Here is an 18,178-nt window from a genome sequence, read left to right on the forward strand (position 1 = left end):
GTCACTCGACCCGTTCCGCCGCCGCGCTCGCGGCGTCGTGGAGCCGCTCGAGCAGTTCCGCGTCGACGCGGCTCACGTCCTCGGCCTCCTTCAGCAGGCAGCCGATCGTCCGCTCGATCACGTCGGGCGCGAGCGGCTCGTCCGCGTCGTCGTGGCGGAGCGCCGCGACCGCGCGAGCCCAGTCGAGCGTCTCGGCGACGCCCGGGCGCTTGAGGAACGACTCCTCGCGCAGCCGCTCGACCACCGAGCACACCTCCGCGGCGACCGCGGCGTCGAGCTCGGGGACCTTCCGGCGGACGATCTCGTACTCCGTCTCGAACGACGGCGGCTCGACGTGGAGGTAGAGGCACCGGCGCTTCAGCGCGTCGCTCAGCCCCCGCGTCCGGTTCGACGTGAGGATCACGATCGGGGGCGTCGACGCGCTCACGGTGCCGTACTCCGGGATCGACACCTGAAAGTCCGAGAGCAGCTCTAAGAGGAACGCCTCGAACTCCTCGTCGGCGCGGTCGATCTCGTCGATCAGCAGCACCGGCGGCCGCCCCTCCGAGTTGCGGAGCGCGCGCAGCAGGGGGCGTTCGAGGAGGTACTCGTCGCCGAACACCGAGCCGGCGCCCGCGGCGCCGGCCTCTCGGTCGCGCCCGCCCGCCGCCCCGGCGTCGCCGTTCGTCGCGGCGCCGCCGGCGACCGTCCCCTCGTCGGCCTGCACGGCGAGCAGCTGCTTCGTGTAGTTCCACTCGTAGAGGGCGTTCTCCGCGGTGAGCCCCTCGTAGCACTGGAGCCGGATCAGCTCCGTGTCGAACCCCTCGGCGAGCGTCTTGCCGAGCTCCGTCTTCCCGCTGCCCGGCGGCCCCTCGACGAGCAGCGGGCGCCCCAGCCGGAGGGCGAGGTCGACGGTCGTCACCGTGCGGTCGTCGGCGACGTAGTCGGTCTCCTCGAACCGCTCGCGGAGCTCCGCCTCGGTGAGCGAGTCGAAGGGGCCCCCGTCGAGCTCCCCGCTCACGCCTCGGCCCCCTCCTCGAGGTACGACGCCGGGTCGTTCGCGAACGAGTCGGCGCAGCCGTGACAGCAGAAGTGGTACGTCTCGCCGTCGTGCTCGACCGAGGCGTCCGCGGTCGCCGGGTCGACGGTCATACCGCAGACCGGGTCGATCGCTGACTCGTCGGCTTCGTCGGCGTCGCCGCCGCTCTCGGTGTCGGCTTCGTCTCCGCCGTCGTCGGTTCCGGCGGTGTCGCCCGCGGCTGCCTCGTGGCCCGCGGCCGCCTCGCGGCCCTCGTCATCCCCGTCACCAGCGTCGCTCTCGTCCCTCTCGGCGACGGCGCCCGCGGCGGCCGCGCCGCCACCGGTCGCCGGACTCGCCTTCGACCGCTCGTCGACGACCTCGGCGAGCAGGCTCGCCGCGATCGCCGCCGGGGTGTAGGCGGCCACGTCGACGCCCGCGGGGTTCGTCACCGCCGCGACGACCTCCCCCACGTCGCGGTCGAGCAGCCCCGCGGTGCGCTCGGTCACCTCGGCCGCCCGCTCGTCGCTGGCGACGAGGCCGACGTAGGGCGCGTCCGCGAGGACGCCGGCGGCGACGCCGCGCGCGTCGTACTCGCCCATCGAGGCGACGAGGACGAGCGGCGCGGGGCCGACGGCGTCGGCGATCGCCTCGTGGTCGACCGTGTCGAGCACCCGCGTCGACGCGGGCACGTCGCGGTCCGCGTCGCCGTCGGCGACGACGAGCGTCACGTCGACCGCGAGCTCGTCGGCCAGCCGCGCGAGCGACCGGGTCACCGGCGAGTCGCCGACGACGACGAGCTCGGTCGTCGGCGTCACCGGCTCGATGAACAGCTCCAGCACGCCCTCGCTGTGACACGTCATCGGGAAGGCGTCGAGCCCCGGGCGGTCGATGTCGTCCGGGTCGGGGGCGATCCCGACCAGTCGGGGGGTCCCCTCCTCGATCGCCGCGACGCCCTGCGTCGCCACGATCGACTGCGCGCAGGCCGCGCCGCCGACCCAGCCGTGGATCTCGCCGTCGGCGGTCACGACCGCGCGGTCGCCGACGTTCGCCGACACCGGGGGCTCGCGCCGGACGATCGTCGCCCGCGCGTACGGCTCCCGGCGCTGGGTCAGCTCCGCCTCCAACGCGGAGACGTCGCCGTCGTCGATCTTCGTCGCGGTCCCGCTCGGTTCGTCGGTCTCGCGGCTGCCGGCTCCGTCGTGTGCGGGCTCGTCGGTCCCGTCGTGTTCGGTCTCGTCGTGTGTCATCGGTTGCGTGGGAACGGCCCCGCCGACTCGGACGGTGCGCCCAGTCGGGGAGTCGGAAGCGCCCGGTCGGGGAGTCGGAACGGGGGCGGCTGCGTGCGGCTCAGTCGTCGGCCGGTTCGGCGTCGTCGCCGAGGTCGAACTCGACGTTGTGGGCGGGCTGGTGGGCCAGCCCGGCCTCGTCGAGCGTCTCCCAGACGACGTCCGGCGTCATCGGCATCTCGACGTGGGAGACGCCGGCGTGGCTCATCGCGTCGACGACGGCGTTGACGATCGCCGGCGGCGACCCGACGGTGGGCGACTCGCCGACGCCCTTCGCGCCGATCGGGTGGTGCGGCGACGGCGTGACGGTGTGGCCCGTCTCGAAGTTCGGGATCTCGTTGGCCGTCGGCAGCAGGTAGTTCATGAAGTCGCCGCCGGTGACGTTGCCGTTGTCGTCGTAGGTGACCTTCTCCAGCATCGCGGTGCCGATCCCCTGCGCGAGCCCGCCGTGGATCTGCCCCTCGATGATCATCGGGTTGATGCGGTTCCCGCAGTCGTCGACCGCGACGAACTTCTCGAAGTCGACCTCGCCGGTCTCGCGGTCGACCTCGACGACGACGATGTACGAGCCGAACGGGTACGTCATCTCCGGCGGGTCGTAGTAGTTCACGGCCTCCAGCCCGGGCTCCTCGTCGCCGGGGTGGTTCATGTAGGCGCCCGCCGCGATCTCCGTGATGGTGATCGAGCGGTCGGGGGCGCCGGCGACGTGGAACTCGCCGGACTCGCGGTCCCACTCGATGTCCTCCTCGGCGGCCTCCAGCTCGTTGGCGGCGATCGACTTCGCCTTGTCGCGCACCTTGCGCGCGGCGACGGCGGCGGCCGCGCCCGCGACGGGCGTCGACCGCGAGCCGTACGTCCCGAGCCCGTACGGCTCGGTGTCGGTGTCGCCGTGCTCGACCGTAATCGAGTCCACGTCCATCCCGAGCTCCTCGGCGACGATCTGCGCGAAGGTGGTCTCGTGGCCCTGGCCCTGCGTCTGGACGCCGACCCGCAACACGGCGTTGCCGGTCGGGTTCACGCGCAGGTCCGCGGAGTCGAACATCTCGATGCCCGCGATGTCGCACTGCTTGCCGGGGCCGGCGCCGACCACCTCCGTGAACGAGGAGATGCCGATGCCGATGAGCTTGTCCGCGTCCTCCTCGATCCGCCGCTGCTGCTCCTCGCGGTAGTGCTCGTAGTCGGCCATCTCTAGGGCCTTGTCGAGCGCCTTCTCGTAGTTCCCGGAGTCGTAGTTCCAGCCCGTCGCGGACTCGTACGGGAACGCGTCCGAGGGGATGAAGTTCCGCCGGCGGATCTCCGCCGGGTCCATCTCTAGCTCGTCGGCGAGCACCTTCACCATGCGCTCGATGAGGTACACCGCCTCCGTGACGCGGAACGAGCACCGGTAGGCGACGCCGCCGGGCGCGGTGTTGGTGAACGCGGCCGTCAGCGAGCCGTACGCGGCCTCGATGTCGTACGAGCCCGTGAAGATGTTGAAGAAGCCGGCCGGGAACTTCGACGGCTGGGCCGCCGCGTTGTACGCGCCGTGGTTGGCGAGCACGTCGACCTTGACGCCCTCGATCACGCCGTCCTCGGTGGCGGCGAGCTCGCCGGTCATGTCGTAGTCGCGGGCGAACCCGGTCGTCTGGATGTTCTCGGAGCGCTCTTCGATCCACTTCACCGGCTGTTCGAGGACGTACGACGCCGCCGCGGCGACGACGTACCCCGGGTAGATCGGCACCTTGTTGCCGAACCCGCCGCCGACGTCGGGGCTCACGATCCGGACCTTATGCTCCGGGATCCCCGATACCTGCGAGAACAGGGTCCGGTGGGCGTGGGGCGCCTGCGACGTCATGTGGACCGTCATCTTGTCCATCCCCGGGTCCCAGTCGGCGACCGCGCCGCACGTCTCGATCGGGGCGGGATGGAGCCGCTGGTACAGCATGTCCTCCTCGACGGTGACGTCGGCCTGGTCGAACACTTCGTCGGTGGCCTCCTTGTCACCGGTGTCCCAGTCGAAGATGTGGTTGTCCTCCTGGTCCTCGAGCTCGTCGCGGACCAGCGGCGCGTCCGCTTCGAGCGCCTCCTCGGCGTCGACGACGGGGTCGAGCACCTCGTAATCGACCTCGACCTTCTCGGCGCCGTCCTTCGCCGCGTAGCGGTCCTTCGCGATGACGGCCGCGACCTCCTGCGACTGGAACTTCACCTTGTCGTTGACGAGCACGTCCTGCGTGTCGTCCATCAGCGTCGGCATCGTCGCGAGGTCGTGCTCCAGTAAGTCCTCGGCCGTCAGCACCGCGACGACGTCGTCCATCGCCTCGGCGCGGGAGCCGTCGATCTCCTCGATCCGGGCGTGGGCGTGCGGGCTCCGGACGATCTCGCAGTGGAGCATGCCCGGCTTCTTGATGTCGTCGACGTAGTTGCCGCGGCCGGTGATGAAGCGCTTGTCCTCCTTGCGCGTCACCTCCTCGCCCATGCCGCCGCGTCCGTGGCCGCAGTGCTTCTCCGGGTCGGGGCCGCCGTCCTCGTCGTGCTGATACTCCGTTTCCGCCTCGGGCGTGTCTGGTTCGCTACTCATTTGGAGTCACCTCGGTCGTCCTCCGCGTCGTCGAGGAGCGCGTCGCGGTCGAACGGGTCCGCCCCGTCGGGGCCGCCACAGCAGTCCTCGCGGCCGCAGAACGTGTCGGCGTCGCCGCCGAACTCGGGGGCTGCGTGGCCGCCCTCGGGCGACGCCGGGCCCTCGCCCTCCGCCGCGCCGTCGGCCGCGACCGCGCCGCCGTCGGCGGCGGCCCGGTTCTCCAGTTCGTCGGCCGCGTACTCGATCGAGCGGACGATATTCTGGTAGCCGGTACACCGACAGAGGTTGCCGCTGATCGCGTCGCGGATCGTCTCCTCGTCCGGGTCGGGGTGCTCGTCCAGCAGCGCCTTGCCCGCCATCAGCATCCCCGGCGTGCAGTAGCCGCACTGCAGGCCGTGCTCCTCCCGGAACCCCTCCTGGAGCGGGTGGATGTCGTCGGCCTCGGGGAGGTCCTCCATCCCCTCGACGGTGAGGATCTCCGCCCCGTCGGCCTGCGCGGCGAACATCAGGCAGGACTTGATCGGCTCGCCGTCCTTCAGGACGGTGCAGGCGCCGCAGTTACCCGTGTCGCAGCCGATGTGCGTGCCCGTCATGTCCAGGTCCTCCCGGATCGCGTGGACGAGCAGGCGCCGCGGCTCGACCTCGATCGTGTGCTCGGTGCCGTTGACCGTCAGCGTGATCTCGCGTTCGTCAGTCACTGTGTGACCCTCCGTTCGACCGTCACCGTGCCAGCGCGCTCGGCGGCGTCGCCCAGCGCGCGCTGGGCGAGAACGTCGACCATCCGTTCCTTGTAGTCGGCGCCGCCGTGCTCGTCGGACTCCGGATTCGACTGCTCAGCGGCCAGCTCGCCCGCCGTCGCGAACAGGTCCGGGCTCGGCCGCTCGCCCTCTAAGTGCTCCTCGGCGTCCGTCGCGCGGGCGTTGGTGATGTCGACGGCGGTCATCCCGATCCCCGCCGACTCGATGACGCCGTCGTCGTCGAACACGAGCCGGGCGCCGACGCCCGCCATCGCGTAGTCGCCGGTCTTGCGCTTCAGCTTGTGGTACGCGCTCCCCTCGTTCGGTCCCGGCGCAGGGACGCGGATCTCCGTGATCAGCTCCTGCTCGCCGAGCGTCGTGTCGTACGGCAGCAGGAAGAACTCGTCCGCCGGGATCGCCCGGTCGCCGTCCGGACCGGTGGCGATCACCTCGCCCTCGTGGGCGAGGAGGATGCTCCCCCAGTCGCCCTTCGGGTCGGCCTGCGCGACGGAGCCGACGACCGTGCCGCGGTTCCGGATCTGCGGGTCGGCGACGAGCGGTGCGGCGTCGGCGAAGCTGCCGTACTCCTCGTCAATCAGGTCCGAGTCCTCCACGTCGGCGTGGCGCGCGAGCGCACCGAGCCGGAGGGAGCCGTCCTCCTCGCGGAGGTAGTCAAGCGAGTCGATGCCGTTGATGTCGACGACCACGTCGGGGTTCGCGAGCCGGAACCGGAGCATCGGCACGAGGCTCTGGCCCCCGGCGAGGATCGTCGGGTCGTCGAGGCTCTCCAGCAGGCTGACGGCCTCGTCGACCGTGTCGGGTTCGTGGTGCTCGAACGGTGCGGACTTCATCAGAACATCCCTCGGATCTTGTCCGTGACCCCCGAGTCGGTCTCCTCGACGTCGGTCATCTGCGACTCGATCGAGGTGAAGAAGTTGTTCACGATCTTGTTGGCGACCGGGTTGATGACGCGGCCGCCGAGCTGGGCGATCCGACCGGAGATGTCGGCCTCGGTCCACCACTCGATGCGGGAGCCGTCGCCGTCCTCCTGCTCGTGGATCCGCATCCCCGACTCCATGCTGAAGCTGCTCCCGCTCGCGGAGCCGGAGCCGGTGGCCGTCATCTCGAACTCCTCCTCGTCGCGGTCCTCGATGGTCACCGTCGTCTCGAACTTCGGTTTCACGCTGCCGACGCCGACCTGCATCAGCGCCGCGTAGTCCTGTCCGGCCCGGAACGCCCGGGCGGCGACGTCGTCGGCCTCCGCCTCCGGCAGCGTCGGGACGTCCTCCTCCGGCTCGTAGGAGTCCCACTCGAAGGAGTCGTCCATCGGGGTGATGTACTGACACCCCTTCAGCGAGTCCCGCACCGCGATCGGGTCCGAGAGGACGACCCACGCCTTCTCCGGCGGGACGCCGTCGAGCTCGAACTCCCCGTCGAACTCCATCAGCGACACCCCCCGACCGTCGTCCGTTCCGTCGTCGTTCGGCCGTGCGCCACCGTCATCTTTTATACCCCCCTACTATGAGCATACTATTACCACGACCATGCCATGTTGTAGCATCATAATAAACGTTATTGACCATGACAATTACCCCGGGAACGGACGGATCGGCCGCGGGAGACGCGGAGGAAACGGATGAACGGAGATGGCGAGAGCGACGACCACGGCCACGGCGAGATCACGCCCCTGAAGGCGGCCGCGGAGCGCGTCCGCGGCCTCCGCGGCGAGTGGCTGGACCGGTGGGAGGCCGAGCCGGTGTCGCTCGACCGGATCGCCGGGCGAACCCTCGCCGAGCCGATCGACGCGCCGACCGACGTGCCCGCGCGGAGCCACGCGACGATGGACGGTTACGCGTTCGACGCGACCGCGGGGTACCCGTACGAGCTGGCCGACCGGGAGGTCTTCCCGGAGAGCGACCCGGGGGAGATCGGCGACGGCGAGGCCGTCCGGATCTTCACGGGCGCGCCGCTCCCGGCCGGGGCGAACGCCGTCCTCAAGCAGGAGGAGGCGACCGTCGAGGACGGCCGGCTGAGCGGGTCGCCGACCGATCCGGGCACGTACGTCTACGAGCGCGGCAGCAACGTCGCGGCGGGCGAGCGGCTGTTCGCGGCGGGCGAGCGGCTCGGCGCGAAGGACGCGGTCCTGCTCGGCGACCTCGGGATCGAGGAGGTGCCCGTGATCGAGCGGCTCTCGGTCGGGCTGCTGGCGACCGGGACGGAGATCCACGAGGGGCGCCGCGACGACCTCGACTCGCCGATGCTCGCGGGGCTCGTCCGCGGGTGGGGCGGCGAGGCGACGTACGAGGGCACGGTTCCGGACGAGTACGACCGGGTCAGAGACCGGATCGCCGGGCTCGCCGCCGACCACGACGTGGTGATGACGACCGGGGGTACGAGCGTCGGCGACAAGGACTACGTGGTCCGCGCGCTCCGCGAGCTCGGGACCGTGCACTTCCACCGGGTCGCGCTGCGGCCGGGCAAGCCGATCGCGGTCGCGACCCTCGACGCCCGCGACGCCGTCGTCTTCGCGATCCCCGGTAAGCCGGTCGGCGCGCACACCGTGACCTCGCTGGTCGCGCGCCCCTTCTTCACCGGGAGCACCGCGCTCCCGACCGTCGACGCCGCGGTGACGAGCGACGTCGGTATCTCCGTCCCGGGATTCACCTACGCGATTCCGGTGACGCTCGACGGCGACGAGGCGACGCCGCTGGGACACGCGGACTCGCCGCTCGCGGTGTACGAGGAGACGTTCGACCCGAGCGTGCTCTCGTCGAGCACCCGGGCGACCCGCGCCGACGGCTTCGTGCTCACCGAGTCCGGGCTGTCGGCCGGCGAGACGGTCGCCGTCGTCCCCTACCCCGTCGTCGAGCGATGACGGGCGAGGGGCTCCCGGTCGTGAGGCCCCCGTTCGACGCGGGCAACGACGTCGGCGACGAGGCGGGCGACGCCGCCCCGCCCCGAGTCGCCGGCGTGCTGCTCGCGGCGGGGACCAGCAGCCGCTTCGGGGACGCCAACAAGCTCCTCGCGACCGTGGAGGGAGAGCCGGTCGTGCGCCGCGCCGCCCGGACGCTGGTCGACGCCGGAGCGGACCCGGTGGTCGTCGTCGTCGGTCACGAGGCCGACCGGGTCCGGGCCGCCGTCGCCGACCTCCCGGTAAAAACCGTCACCAACGACGCGTACGAGGCGGGACAGTCGACGTCGGTTCGGACTGGTATCGACGCGATTCGGGAGGTGAAGGGCGGCGAGGAGGCGGGTGAGGGGTACGAGAAGACCGGAGCGGGCCGCGACGAGGCCGAAGCGAAAGTCGACGCCGCGGTCGTCGCGCTGGGCGACATGCCGTTCGTCGATCCGGAGACCGTCGAGACGCTCGTGGCGGCGTACGCCGCGGAGGCCGGCGCCGCCCTCGCGGCCGCCTATGAGGGAGCGCGCGGGAACCCCGTCCTGTTCGACGCGCGCTTCTTCGACCGCCTCGCCGCCGTCGACGGCGACGTCGGCGGACGCGAGATCCTGCTGACGGACGACGCGAGCGCGCTCGTCGCCGTCGACGACCCGGGCGTCCGTCGCGACGTCGACCGGCCGACCGACCTCCCCGAGCGCGGCGACAGCGACGACGGCTGAGCCGCCTGCGTCGAGCGACGACGGCTGAGCCGCGGGCGGCGGGCGGCGACTCGCGCGACCGCCGGGGCGCCCGGCCGGCCGCTCACTTCCCGGGCGTCGACTTCTTGACGACGATGTTCCCGTCCTCGACGTGCCACTCCACGCGGTCGCCGGCGCCGACGTCGAGGAAGTTGCGCACGGGCTTGGGGACCGTCGTCAGATTCTTTTCCGACACCTTGGTGTCCGTGAGGTTACCCATCGATCCCATCGTTGGAACGTAGCGGGGACATAGTTTACGCTACGGTCTCGCGTAGTGGCGGCGGAAATCGACCGGTTGATTTCGTGGCCTACTCGGGCGTCAGACCGCGGAGTTCCAGCGGTGGGCGCCCCCCTCGGAGGCCCGGTCGAAATCCAGGTCGAACCGGTCCGATTCGATCAGCACCGGTCCCGGGACGTACGCGTCGGCGGCGCCATCTCCGCCGCCGTCGACGGCGGCGAGCAGGTCGCGCTCGCGCATCGTCTCCAACACGTCGGCGACGGTGCGCTCGCGGCCCTCGATCAGGTTCGCCTCCCTGATCACGGCCTCGACGGTGACGCGCCCCTCCAGCATCGCCAACCTGATCGCCGACACCCACGCGGGCTCCCGTTTCATCTCCCGACACACGATATATCGTCACAGGCCCGGAGTCTTTATAAAATTATTCACCGGAGCGACAGAATGAATCGGACGGCGCGGCCGCGGCGGGGTCGCTGGCGCGGATCCGGCGCGGCGGAGTCGGCGGTGCCCGAGGCAGAGGCCCGGTCGGGTCGGCCCTCGAACACGGCGGGCCGGACCCGCGGGACGCGGGCCGGTTCGGGGACTCGCTCCGCGCTCGCCGAGGCGCCGGACGGGTCTCGGCGATAAGTGTCTGTGGTTTGAACTCTCGTGTTCCGCCGTTGACCGCTGGCAGCGGTCCGAGGGGCGAAATATTTTATATTCGTGTCCGTAGGACAACTCGTGTCGTACTCTCGTCGCCGGATCCGTCCGCAACACGGGGTGTACGCGCTGGGGGCCCTCTGTTTCGGACTCGGCCTCGCCCACCTCGCGACCGAAGCGGAGGGCCTGGGGACGTGGCTGGAGACGTTCGTTATCTGCAGCATCGCCCTCTCCGTCCTCGCGACCGGATACCGGCTCCCGGAGCGACCGATCTCCCGGGCCGGACAGTGGCGGGCGGTGCGGACGGCGGTCACCGTCGCCGGGTCGTTCGCGCTCCTCGCGCTGGCCGTCTGGCTGATATGGGTGCTGGAGGGCGACCCGACGGAGTTCGGCTTCCTCCTCGCGTTCGCGACGACCCTCGGCTCGGCGGTCGGCATCCGCGGGGGGCTGTACGCGGTCGAGGCCGACGAGCGGCTCCGGGAGGCCCGGGACCTGACCAAGCTGTTGACGATCAATCAGCGGGTGCTGCGGCACAACCTCCGCAACGAGCTCACCGTCGCGCTGGGCACCCTGGACAACATCGACCGGCGCGATCACGGCCCGGAGACGGCCGCGGACGTGCGGACCGCGCGGACGCACTTGGAGAGCCTCCTCGAGACGACCGACCGCACGCGGGAGATCGTCTCGATCTGGGACACCGAGCATCGGGAGACGTTCCGCCTCCGGTCGCTGTTAGCGGAGCGGATCGAGGCCGTCGAGGCGGCGTATCCGGGCGTGTCGATCGCGGCGGAGTTCGATGCCGACCCATGGGTGGAGTCGCACCCGGCGCTCCCGGCGGCGGTCGAGGAGGCGCTCCGCAACGCGGCCAAGCACACGCCGACCGACGCCGCGGTGACCGTCACGCTCCGCGCGGACCGAGCGGGAACGGCGGTCGTCGAGGTCACCGACACCGGCTCGGGAATCCCGAAGTTCAACGTCGACGCTATCGAGAGCCCGGAGGAGACGCCGCTCGTCCACACGCAGGGGCTCGGGCTCTGGATCATCTACTGGACCGTCGAGACGTCCGGCGGGACGTTCGAGGTGCTGGAGAACGAGCCGAGCGGGACGGTCATTCGGATGACGCTGCCGACCGCGGAGGGGTCCTGACCGACCCGTCCCGCGACCGGGTCCGGTAGCCGGGCCCGGTAGCCGGGCACGTCGACGTCGCGGGGGAAGTGACGCGCGGCCGGCGGAGTCAGTATTGTAGAGAACACACAAACACATAAGTCGACGCGGACCGTACGTCGCGCCGATGGCCGAGGATATCGAGGAGATCCGACGACAGAAGATGGAGGAGCTGCGGAACCGAGACGAGGCGGAAGCGTCCGACGAGGCGGGACCGGCCGACGGGGCGGAGCCGCGGAGCCCGTCCGAACCCGTTCCGGTCGACGGAACGGCGGAACTGAGCGAGACCGTCTCCGAGCACGACGTCGTGTTGGTCGACTTCTACGCCGACTGGTGCGGCCCGTGTCAGATGCTCGAACCGGTCGTCGAGTCGATCGCCGCCGACACCGACGCGACCGTGGCGAAGGTCGACGTCGACGCGAACCAGGGGCTCGCCGCCGAGTACGGCGTCCGGGGCGTCCCGACGCTAGTCCTGTTCGCCGACGGGGAGCCGGCCGAGCGCCTCGTCGGAATGCAGGACGAAGCGCGGCTCCGCTCCGCGATCGAGGAATACGCCTGACCCGCACCGCCCCATGAACGGATCCGAACCAACTCGCGGGCGCGGTGGCAGATGAGCGACGCGGTCCCCGCCGAGTACGTCCGGGACCACCGCGAGGAGCTGACCGACCTCGCCCTCGACCTCCTCGCGATCGACACGTCGAACCCGCCGGGCGACACGCGCGAGATCGTCGACGCGGTCGAGCGGTTCCTCGACCCGCTCCCGGTCGCGGTCGAGCGCGTCGCGGTCGATCCGGCGAAGCCGAACCTCCTGGTTCGGATTCCCGGGGAATCGGACCGGACCCTGCTGTACAACGGGCACCTCGACACCGTGCCGTTCGACGCCGAGGCGTGGACGCACGATCCGCTCGGCGAGCGCGTCGGCGACCGCGTCTACGGGCGCGGCGCGACCGACATGAAGGGCGCCGTGGCCTCGTTGCTGTTCGCGATCCGGGCGTTCGCGGCGACCGACACCGAGCCGCCGGTCGACCTGCTGTTCGCGTTCGTGAGCGACGAGGAGGTCGGCGGCGACGCGGGGCTGCCCGCGCTCCTGGAGGCGGGTCGGCTCGACGCGGACGCCTGCGTGATCGGCGAGCCCACCTGCGAGGCGGGCCGCCACTCCGTCACGATCGCCGACCGCGGCAGCATCTGGCTGACGCTCGAGGCGACCGGCGAGGGGGCCCACGGCTCGCGGCCGGCGCTCGGCGTCAACGCGATCGACCGCCTCTACGACGCCGTCGAGACGCTGCGCGACCGCTTCGGGTCCGAGCGGCTCGACATCGGCGCCGACGTGGAGCCGATCGTCGAGGAGTCGGTCGAGTACTACGCCCCGGCGATGGGCGAGGAGACCGCCCGAGAGCTGTTCCGATATCCGTCGATCAACCTCGGCGTCCTCGAGGGCGGCGACGCGGTGAACAGCGTCCCGGTGTCGGCCCGCGCCGAGGTCGACATCCGGCTGACCGCCGGGGTTCGGACGCGGGACGTGCTCTCGCGGATCCGGGCCTGCGTCGCCGACTGCGAGGGCATCTCGCTCACCGACGTCTCGTGGAGCGTCGGCACCGCGGAGGCGCCCGACAGCCCGCTCGTCGAGGCCGTGGCGTCGACGGCGACCGAAGTCACGGGCGACCGCGTCTTCAAGCGGAGCGCGACCGGCGGCGGCGACGCGAAGACGCTCCGGAACGCCGGGATCCCGACCGTCGAGTTCGCGCTCGGGACCGACACCGTCCACGCGGCCGACGAGTACGTGCCGATCGACGCGCTCGCGGGCAACGCCCTCGTCTACGCGCGGCTCCCGTCGGCGTGGGCCTCCGCGGTCCCGCAGTGACGGTCCGCCCGGCGCGACCGTAGTCGGGTGGCCTCCGCTCGACCGCGCGCGGTTTCGTTGATTTTCACACTCTTGGAATGTATACACAATACTAAAGCCGAGCGGGTGTAACCGGTACCTGTGAGACGCCCATGACAGACATCGAACCCGACACGACCGTCGACGCCAGAGGCGCCGCCTGCCCCGGTCCGCTGATGGACCTCATCGGAGCGATCCGGAGCGCCGACTCCGGCGCGGTGATCCGGCTGCTGAGCGACAACGAGCAGTCGCGCACCGACGTCCCCGAGTGGGCCGAGGAGGCGGGGAACGAGCTGCTCGAGGTCGAAGAGCACGACGACCACACCGCGTTCTTCGTGGAGAAAGCATGACGGAACGCGTCGTCATCGTCGGCGGCGGGACCGGCGGATCGGTCCTCGCGAACGACCTGGCCGACCGGCTCGAACCGGAGCTCGACGCCGGCGACGTGGAGGTCACCCTCGTCAACGACGGCCCGGACCACGTTTATAAGCCGGTGTGGCTGTACGTGCCGTTCGGCCAGCGCGAACCGGCGGACGGTCGACGTCGCCTCGACGAGCTCGTCGACGACGCGGTCGACCTCCGGATCGACCGCGTGACCGACATCGACACCGAGGCCAAGCGGCTTCAGTTCAGCGACGGCCCCGCCGTCGACTACGACCGCCTCGTGCTGGCGACGGGGTCGACGCTGGAGCCCGAGCGGATTCCCGGCCTCGCGGAGGGCGGCCACGACTACTACAGCGAGTCGGGCGCGACCGACCTTCAGGAGGAGCTGCTGGAGTTCACCGAGGGCGAGCTCGTGTTGAGCGTCATCGGCACGCCCCATATGTGTCCCGCCGCGCCCCTCGAGTTCGTCTTCATGGCCGACGACTGGTTCCGCCAGCGCGGGCTCCGCGAGGACGTCGACATCACGTACACCTACCCGATCCAGCGCGTCCACGGCAACCCCCACATCGCCGAGTGGGCGAAGCCGATCATGGACGAGCGCGACATCAACGTCGAGACGTTCTTCAACGCCGAGTCGGTCGACGCCGACGCGGAGACGATCACGTCGATGGAGGGGACGGAGCTCGACTACGACCTCCTCGTGACGATCCCGCCGCACGGCGGCATCGACCTGATCGAGGAGGCGGGGCTCGGCGACAACGGCTGGGTCGACGTGAACAAGCACACCCTCGAGGCCGAGGCCGCGGACGACGTCTACGCGCTCGGTGACACCGCGGCCACCGGCGTCCCCAACGCGGGCAGCGTGGCCCACTACCAGGCCGGGGTCGTCGGGCAGCGGCTCGCCAGCGAGATCCGCGGGCGGCCGGCGACGGCGAGGTACGACGGGAAGACCCTCTGCTTCATCGAGACGGGGATGGACGCCGCGTCGTACGTCGAGTTCGACTACGAGAACCCGCCGTCGCCCGCGCCGCCGTCGCAGAAGCTGCACTGGTCGAAGCTGGCGTACAACGAGTCGTACTGGCTCACCGCACGGGGGCTGCTCTGACCATGTCCGGGGAAGGCGTCTCCGAGCAGAGCGACCTCGAGGCGGCGATCGAGCGGAACCCGGAGGCCGTCGCCGAGTTCGTCGAGCGGCTCGACGCGGTCAACGAGCTGCTCGACGTTCTCTCGCTGGGCGAGAACGCGCTCGACGACGGGATGGTCCGCGAGCTGTCGGCCACGGGGTCGACGCTCGCGGAATCGGCGGACGGGATCGCGACCGACGAGACGGTCGCGCTGGCCGAGACGGTCGGCGAGAACGGCGATGAGCTGCGGGAGGCGCTCGACACCGTGCTCACCCTCCAGCGGAGCGGGACGCTGGACGAGCTGGCCGAGATCGCGGAGGTCGGCTCGCTGGCGACCGCCGCGCTCGACGACGAGATGGTCACGTCCCTGGCCGGCACCGGCGCCGCGCTCGGGGAGGTCGCGCAGACGGCCGCGAAAGACGACACGCGCGACGGCGTGAAGGCGATGCTCGAAGGAGTCGGCGCCGCCCACCGGAGCGATCCCGAACCGGTCGGCGCGCTCGGGCTGGCACGGAGTATCCGCGACCCCGATATCCAGTACGGATTGGGCTACGTGCTCGCCATCTCCAAGGCGATCGGTCAAGAGCGCGCCGACGGCGACGGACGCTGACGTCGCGCGCGACTCGCGCCGACCGTCGCGCAAGCGAGACGACTTCGGCTTCGTTGAACCCCTCGGCAAGTGGTCTATTCTACAACCGTTCCGGACAATCTGGAACGGCCAGGATCGCCGGCGGTACGGTATTTAAATGGGATTTAGCGACGGCGACGATCGCTTATAAATGAAGAGGCGGCGGCGCGTGCCTCCGAGCGCCCACCGGGCGCGAGGAGCCCGCGCGAGGGAGTCGCTGGCGGCGATAGCCGCCAGCGACGAGGTTGGGGAGGCGTGAGGTGCGGGGCGGTGCTGTGCGGGGTGGGACTCAAAGGGGCAGCCGCGAGGGGCGCGGAGGCGATGCAAGCACCGCAGAGAGCGAGTGAAACGAGCGACCGAGGAGCGCAGCGAGCGTGCGCGCCCCTCGCGGCTGGGGCTTTGGAGGTGTTTGCCGTCATAGCAAATGCGACAACGTATGCCCGAGCGGCTGGGGCTTTGGAGGTGTTTTCCCTCAATCCGCCACTAACCACTTATAAACGAGTGGTCGGAATTTTTGAAATGGTCTCCGTCACAGCGACTGCGGCGGAATATCGCCGAGAATCGAAACACGAACCCACCGAGCCGTTCGAACCTCGCGGTCGACCCGGACACGCGTTCGTGGACAGATCAGACCAGAAGCTGGATGTCGGCCTCGGCCATGTCCTGCAGGGCCGTCGCGGCGCCGACGCCCGTGGTGACGTCGTCGTAGAAGTCGTCCTCGTCGTAGTCCATCAGGTCGATGGTCATCTGACAGGCCTGGAACTCGACGCCCATGTCGAGGCTCGTCTCCAAGAGCTCTTGGACCGAGGCGGTGTCGTTGTCCTCGATCCGCTTTTCCATCATCCGCGTCGTCACGCGGTCCATCCCGGGGAGCGCGCCGACGACGTTCGGGACCGGCATGTTGGGGTTGCCGACGGAGCTCATCTTGAGATTCTTCGACCGCTCCTTATGCAGGATGTCGAGTCCCCAGAACGTGTGGAAGACCGTCACCTCGTAGCCGAAGGCGGCGGCGGTGCTGGCGAGGATGAGCGGCGGGTACGCCATGTCGAGGGACCCCTTCGTCGCGATGATGCTCATCTTCTTCGGGCCGTCCTCGTCGGTGGCCTCGCTGAGCGCCGCCTCCAGCTCGTCCACGCGCGCGGCCAGCTCCGCGCGGGAGGGCGCGTCACCCGACGACGCGTCGGACCCGTCCGAGGGCGGTGTGTCTGTACTCATCGTCACTCCATTTTGCGGACGTAGTGGGTGAACACGTCGTCGCCTTCCACCTGATCGACGAGCTCGACCCCGGCGGTCCCCGACGCCCACCCGTCGATGTCGCTCATGCTTCCCGGGTCGGTCGCCAGCACTTCGAGGATCTCGCCTGCCGCCAGGTCGTCGATTGCACCCTTCGTCTTCACGACCGGCATGGGACACGATGCACCTTTCACGTCGAGCGTCTCCGCGATATCGTATTCAGCACTCATTGGTTATCTGCTCCGTTGGTCTGTATTGGAGCTATCACACAATATCTCGGCCATGGTTAAAAGAATGTTGTTTCTTGGGTGTGACGTGAATAACCGCTTTCGCCGGGACGTTCGGTATACGCCCATGAGAGGCATTCTTCTCGTATGAAGCGTATAATAAGCTCCGCTTGCTCGAACCTATATTGTGTACTTATTGAATTACTATGCGAACTCTTTTGTATGCCCAACCGGTACGATGGGGTGTACAACATGGACGCCGAAGATTTCCCGACGCCGGATGTCGAAGTCGAGACAATCGTACCGGAGACGCTGAAGGATCGCATCGACGCGGGCGAGGACATCACGCTCCTCGATACGCGGATGAGCTCGGACTACGGGGAGTGGCGCATCGACGGCGAGAACGTCACCTCGATCAACGTCCCGTACTTCGAGTTCCTCGACGACGAGATCGACGAGGACGTCCTCGAACGGATCCCCGAGGACCGCGAGGTGACCGTCCTGTGCGCGAAGGGCGGCGCCAGCGAGTACGTCGCGGGGACGCTCGCGGAGCGCGGCTACGACGTCAATCACCTCGAAGAGGGGATGAACGGCTGGGCCAGCATCTACGAGGCCGTCGAGGTGACCGAGTACGACGGCGCGGGCACGCTGCTGCAGTACCAGCGTCCCTCGTCGGGTTGTCTCGGGTACCTGCTCTACGACGGCGGCGAGGCCGCGATCATCGACCCGCTGCGCGCGTTCACCGACCGCTACCTCGACGACGCCGAGGAGCTCGGCGTCGACCTGCGGTACGCGCTGGACACGCACATCCACGCCGACCACATCTCGGGCGTGCGTAACCTCGACGACGCGGGCGTCGAGGGCGTCATCCCCGCGGCCGCGGTCGACCGCGGCGTCACCTACGCCGACGAGCTGACCACGGCCGAGGACGGCGACGTCTTCGAGGTCGGCGACGCGACGATCGAGACCGTCGCCACGCCCGGCCACACGACCGGGATGACTTCCTACCTCGTCGACGAGAGCCTGCTCGCGACCGGCGACGGGCTGTTCATCGAGAGCGTCGCGCGCCCCGACCTCGAGGAGGGCGACGACGGCGCGCCGGACGCGGCCCGGATGCTCTACGAGTCGCTCCAGGAGCGCGTCCTGACGCTCCCCGACGACACGCTGATCGGGGGCGCTCACTTCAGCGACGCCGCCGAGCCCGCCGCCGACGGCACCTACACCGCGCCCGTCGGCGACCTCGTCGAGGAGATGGACGCGCTCACGATGGACGAGGACGCGTTCGTCGAGCTCATCCTCTCCGACATGCCGCCGCGGCCGGCCAACTACGAGGACATCATCGCGACGAACCTCGGGCAGAACGCCGTCGACGACGACGAGGCGTTCACCCTCGAACTCGGGCCGAACAACTGCGCCGCGAGCCAGGAGTCGCTCGCGGGTGACTGA

General features: G+C 70.0%; 19 protein-coding genes. 9 read left to right on the forward strand and 10 right to left on the reverse strand.

Annotation, left to right across the window (positions count from 1 at the left end; all coding sequences use genetic code 11):
- Position 1: 1 nt before the first annotated feature.
- The 6 genes from B4V06_RS15400 to B4V06_RS15425 form a co-directional block, all read right to left on the reverse strand.
- Positions 2 to 1,000 carry an AAA family ATPase gene (locus B4V06_RS15400; protein ID WP_498170522.1) on the reverse strand — a complete coding sequence of 333 codons (999 nt, stop codon included), beginning with the start codon at positions 998 to 1,000 and terminating at the stop codon, positions 2 to 4.
- Positions 997 to 2,247: an XdhC family protein gene (locus B4V06_RS15405; protein WP_498170523.1), complete on the reverse strand. Its 1,251-nt coding sequence runs from the start codon at positions 2,245 to 2,247 to the stop codon at positions 997 to 999. The genes B4V06_RS15400 and B4V06_RS15405 overlap by 4 nt, the downstream gene beginning before the upstream one ends.
- Before the next feature lie 100 nt (positions 2,248 to 2,347).
- Positions 2,348 to 4,843, reverse strand: a complete 2,496-nt coding sequence (locus B4V06_RS15410) for an aerobic carbon-monoxide dehydrogenase large subunit (protein WP_498170524.1) — start codon at positions 4,841 to 4,843, stop codon at positions 2,348 to 2,350.
- Positions 4,840 to 5,541 (reverse strand): (2Fe-2S)-binding protein, encoded by a 702-nt coding sequence (locus B4V06_RS15415; protein ID WP_498170526.1) that lies wholly within the window; start codon positions 5,539 to 5,541, stop codon positions 4,840 to 4,842. Before B4V06_RS15415 ends, B4V06_RS15410 begins: the two co-directional genes overlap by 4 nt.
- Positions 5,538 to 6,431 carry an FAD binding domain-containing protein gene (locus tag B4V06_RS15420; RefSeq protein WP_498170527.1) on the reverse strand — a complete coding sequence of 298 codons (894 nt, stop codon included), beginning with the start codon at positions 6,429 to 6,431 and terminating at the stop codon, positions 5,538 to 5,540. Before B4V06_RS15420 ends, B4V06_RS15415 begins: the two co-directional genes overlap by 4 nt.
- The gene (locus tag B4V06_RS15425) at positions 6,431 to 7,024 is read right to left on the reverse strand and encodes an SRPBCC family protein (RefSeq protein WP_498170528.1); all 594 of its coding nucleotides are present in this window, start codon (positions 7,022 to 7,024) and stop codon (positions 6,431 to 6,433) included. The genes B4V06_RS15420 and B4V06_RS15425 overlap by 1 nt, the downstream gene beginning before the upstream one ends.
- Before the next feature lie 192 nt (positions 7,025 to 7,216).
- Here B4V06_RS15425 and B4V06_RS15430 point away from each other — a divergent pair, with 192 nt between their 5' ends.
- A complete protein-coding gene (locus B4V06_RS15430) occupies positions 7,217 to 8,455 on the forward strand; it encodes a molybdopterin molybdotransferase MoeA (RefSeq protein WP_498170529.1) in 1,239 nt (412 codons plus the stop codon).
- Positions 8,452 to 9,198 (forward strand): nucleotidyltransferase family protein, encoded by a 747-nt coding sequence (locus tag B4V06_RS15435; RefSeq protein WP_123112866.1) that lies wholly within the window; start codon positions 8,452 to 8,454, stop codon positions 9,196 to 9,198. The genes B4V06_RS15430 and B4V06_RS15435 overlap by 4 nt, the downstream gene beginning before the upstream one ends.
- An 82-nt stretch (positions 9,199 to 9,280) precedes the next feature.
- On the opposite strand, the gene B4V06_RS15440 is transcribed toward B4V06_RS15435, so the two are convergent.
- Positions 9,281 to 9,445: an AbrB/MazE/SpoVT family DNA-binding domain-containing protein gene (locus B4V06_RS15440; protein ID WP_498170530.1), complete on the reverse strand. Its 165-nt coding sequence runs from the start codon at positions 9,443 to 9,445 to the stop codon at positions 9,281 to 9,283.
- Positions 9,446 to 9,535: 90 nt separating this feature from the next.
- The gene (locus B4V06_RS15445; protein WP_498170531.1) at positions 9,536 to 9,829 is read right to left on the reverse strand and encodes a hypothetical protein; all 294 of its coding nucleotides are present in this window, start codon (positions 9,827 to 9,829) and stop codon (positions 9,536 to 9,538) included.
- A 345-nt stretch (positions 9,830 to 10,174) separates the two neighbouring features.
- Here B4V06_RS15445 and B4V06_RS15450 point away from each other — a divergent pair, with 345 nt between their 5' ends.
- The 6 genes from B4V06_RS15450 to B4V06_RS15475 all read left to right on the forward strand — a co-directional run bounded on the left by B4V06_RS15450 (position 10,175) and on the right by B4V06_RS15475 (position 15,254).
- Positions 10,175 to 11,239, forward strand: a complete 1,065-nt coding sequence (locus tag B4V06_RS15450) for a sensor histidine kinase (protein WP_255212488.1) — start codon at positions 10,175 to 10,177, stop codon at positions 11,237 to 11,239.
- Positions 11,240 to 11,384: 145 nt separating this feature from the next.
- Positions 11,385 to 11,816 carry a thioredoxin gene (gene trxA, locus B4V06_RS15455; RefSeq protein ID WP_123112870.1) on the forward strand — a complete coding sequence of 144 codons (432 nt, stop codon included), beginning with the start codon at positions 11,385 to 11,387 and terminating at the stop codon, positions 11,814 to 11,816.
- A gap of 51 nt (positions 11,817 to 11,867) precedes the next feature.
- Positions 11,868 to 13,118 carry a M20 family metallopeptidase gene (locus B4V06_RS15460; RefSeq protein WP_123112871.1) on the forward strand — a complete coding sequence of 417 codons (1,251 nt, stop codon included), beginning with the start codon at positions 11,868 to 11,870 and terminating at the stop codon, positions 13,116 to 13,118.
- Positions 13,119 to 13,249: 131 nt separating this feature from the next.
- Complete coding sequence (locus B4V06_RS15465) at positions 13,250 to 13,486, forward strand: sulfurtransferase TusA family protein (protein WP_123112872.1); 237 nt, start codon at positions 13,250 to 13,252, stop codon at positions 13,484 to 13,486.
- Positions 13,483 to 14,625: an NAD(P)/FAD-dependent oxidoreductase gene (locus B4V06_RS15470; RefSeq protein ID WP_123112873.1), complete on the forward strand. Its 1,143-nt coding sequence runs from the start codon at positions 13,483 to 13,485 to the stop codon at positions 14,623 to 14,625. Before B4V06_RS15465 ends, B4V06_RS15470 begins: the two co-directional genes overlap by 4 nt.
- 2 nt (positions 14,626 to 14,627) lie before the next feature.
- On the forward strand, positions 14,628 to 15,254 hold the full coding sequence (locus B4V06_RS15475; protein WP_498170533.1) for a helical membrane plugin domain-containing protein: 627 nt from the start codon (positions 14,628 to 14,630) through the stop codon (positions 15,252 to 15,254).
- A 645-nt stretch (positions 15,255 to 15,899) separates the two neighbouring features.
- On the opposite strand, the gene B4V06_RS15480 is transcribed toward B4V06_RS15475, so the two are convergent.
- Both B4V06_RS15480 and B4V06_RS15485 read right to left on the reverse strand, forming a co-directional pair.
- Complete coding sequence (locus tag B4V06_RS15480; protein ID WP_498170534.1) at positions 15,900 to 16,487, reverse strand: DsrE/DsrF/DrsH-like family protein; 588 nt, start codon at positions 16,485 to 16,487, stop codon at positions 15,900 to 15,902.
- A 2-nt stretch (positions 16,488 to 16,489) separates the two neighbouring features.
- Positions 16,490 to 16,735 carry a sulfurtransferase TusA family protein gene (locus B4V06_RS15485; protein ID WP_123112875.1) on the reverse strand — a complete coding sequence of 82 codons (246 nt, stop codon included), beginning with the start codon at positions 16,733 to 16,735 and terminating at the stop codon, positions 16,490 to 16,492.
- Between the two features lie 249 nt (positions 16,736 to 16,984).
- Here B4V06_RS15485 and B4V06_RS15490 point away from each other — a divergent pair, with 249 nt between their 5' ends.
- Entirely contained in the window at positions 16,985 to 18,178 is a 1,194-nt protein-coding gene (locus tag B4V06_RS15490) for an MBL fold metallo-hydrolase (protein WP_498170649.1), read from the forward strand.

The sequence above is a fragment of the Halorubrum sp. B53 genome (assembly GCF_059752395.1).

Excerpts from the sequence above, each read along its gene's own strand:
- B4V06_RS15405 (WP_498170523.1), bottom strand. The coding sequence starts at position 2,247 with ATGACACACGACGAGACCGAACACGACGGGACCGACGAGCCCGCACAC.
- B4V06_RS15410 (WP_498170524.1), bottom strand. The coding sequence starts at position 4,843 with ATGAGTAGCGAACCAGACACGCCCGAGGCGGAAACGGAGTATCAGCAC.
- B4V06_RS15420 (WP_498170527.1), bottom strand. The coding sequence starts at position 6,431 with ATGAAGTCCGCACCGTTCGAGCACCACGAACCCGACACGGTCGACGAG.
- B4V06_RS15425 (WP_498170528.1), bottom strand. The coding sequence starts at position 7,024 with ATGGAGTTCGACGGGGAGTTCGAGCTCGACGGCGTCCCGCCGGAGAAG.
- B4V06_RS15430 (WP_498170529.1), top strand. The coding sequence starts at position 7,217 with ATGAACGGAGATGGCGAGAGCGACGACCACGGCCACGGCGAGATCACG.
- B4V06_RS15435 (WP_123112866.1), top strand. The coding sequence starts at position 8,452 with ATGACGGGCGAGGGGCTCCCGGTCGTGAGGCCCCCGTTCGACGCGGGC.
- B4V06_RS15440 (WP_498170530.1), bottom strand. The coding sequence starts at position 9,445 with ATGGGATCGATGGGTAACCTCACGGACACCAAGGTGTCGGAAAAGAAT.
- B4V06_RS15445 (WP_498170531.1), bottom strand. The coding sequence starts at position 9,829 with ATGAAACGGGAGCCCGCGTGGGTGTCGGCGATCAGGTTGGCGATGCTG.
- trxA (WP_123112870.1), top strand. The coding sequence starts at position 11,385 with ATGGCCGAGGATATCGAGGAGATCCGACGACAGAAGATGGAGGAGCTG.
- B4V06_RS15460 (WP_123112871.1), top strand. The coding sequence starts at position 11,868 with ATGAGCGACGCGGTCCCCGCCGAGTACGTCCGGGACCACCGCGAGGAG.
- B4V06_RS15465 (WP_123112872.1), top strand. The coding sequence starts at position 13,250 with ATGACAGACATCGAACCCGACACGACCGTCGACGCCAGAGGCGCCGCC.
- B4V06_RS15470 (WP_123112873.1), top strand. The coding sequence starts at position 13,483 with ATGACGGAACGCGTCGTCATCGTCGGCGGCGGGACCGGCGGATCGGTC.
- B4V06_RS15475 (WP_498170533.1), top strand. The coding sequence starts at position 14,628 with ATGTCCGGGGAAGGCGTCTCCGAGCAGAGCGACCTCGAGGCGGCGATC.
- B4V06_RS15480 (WP_498170534.1), bottom strand. The coding sequence starts at position 16,487 with ATGAGTACAGACACACCGCCCTCGGACGGGTCCGACGCGTCGTCGGGT.
- B4V06_RS15485 (WP_123112875.1), bottom strand. The coding sequence starts at position 16,735 with ATGAGTGCTGAATACGATATCGCGGAGACGCTCGACGTGAAAGGTGCA.
- B4V06_RS15490 (WP_498170649.1), top strand. The coding sequence starts at position 16,985 with ATGGACGCCGAAGATTTCCCGACGCCGGATGTCGAAGTCGAGACAATC.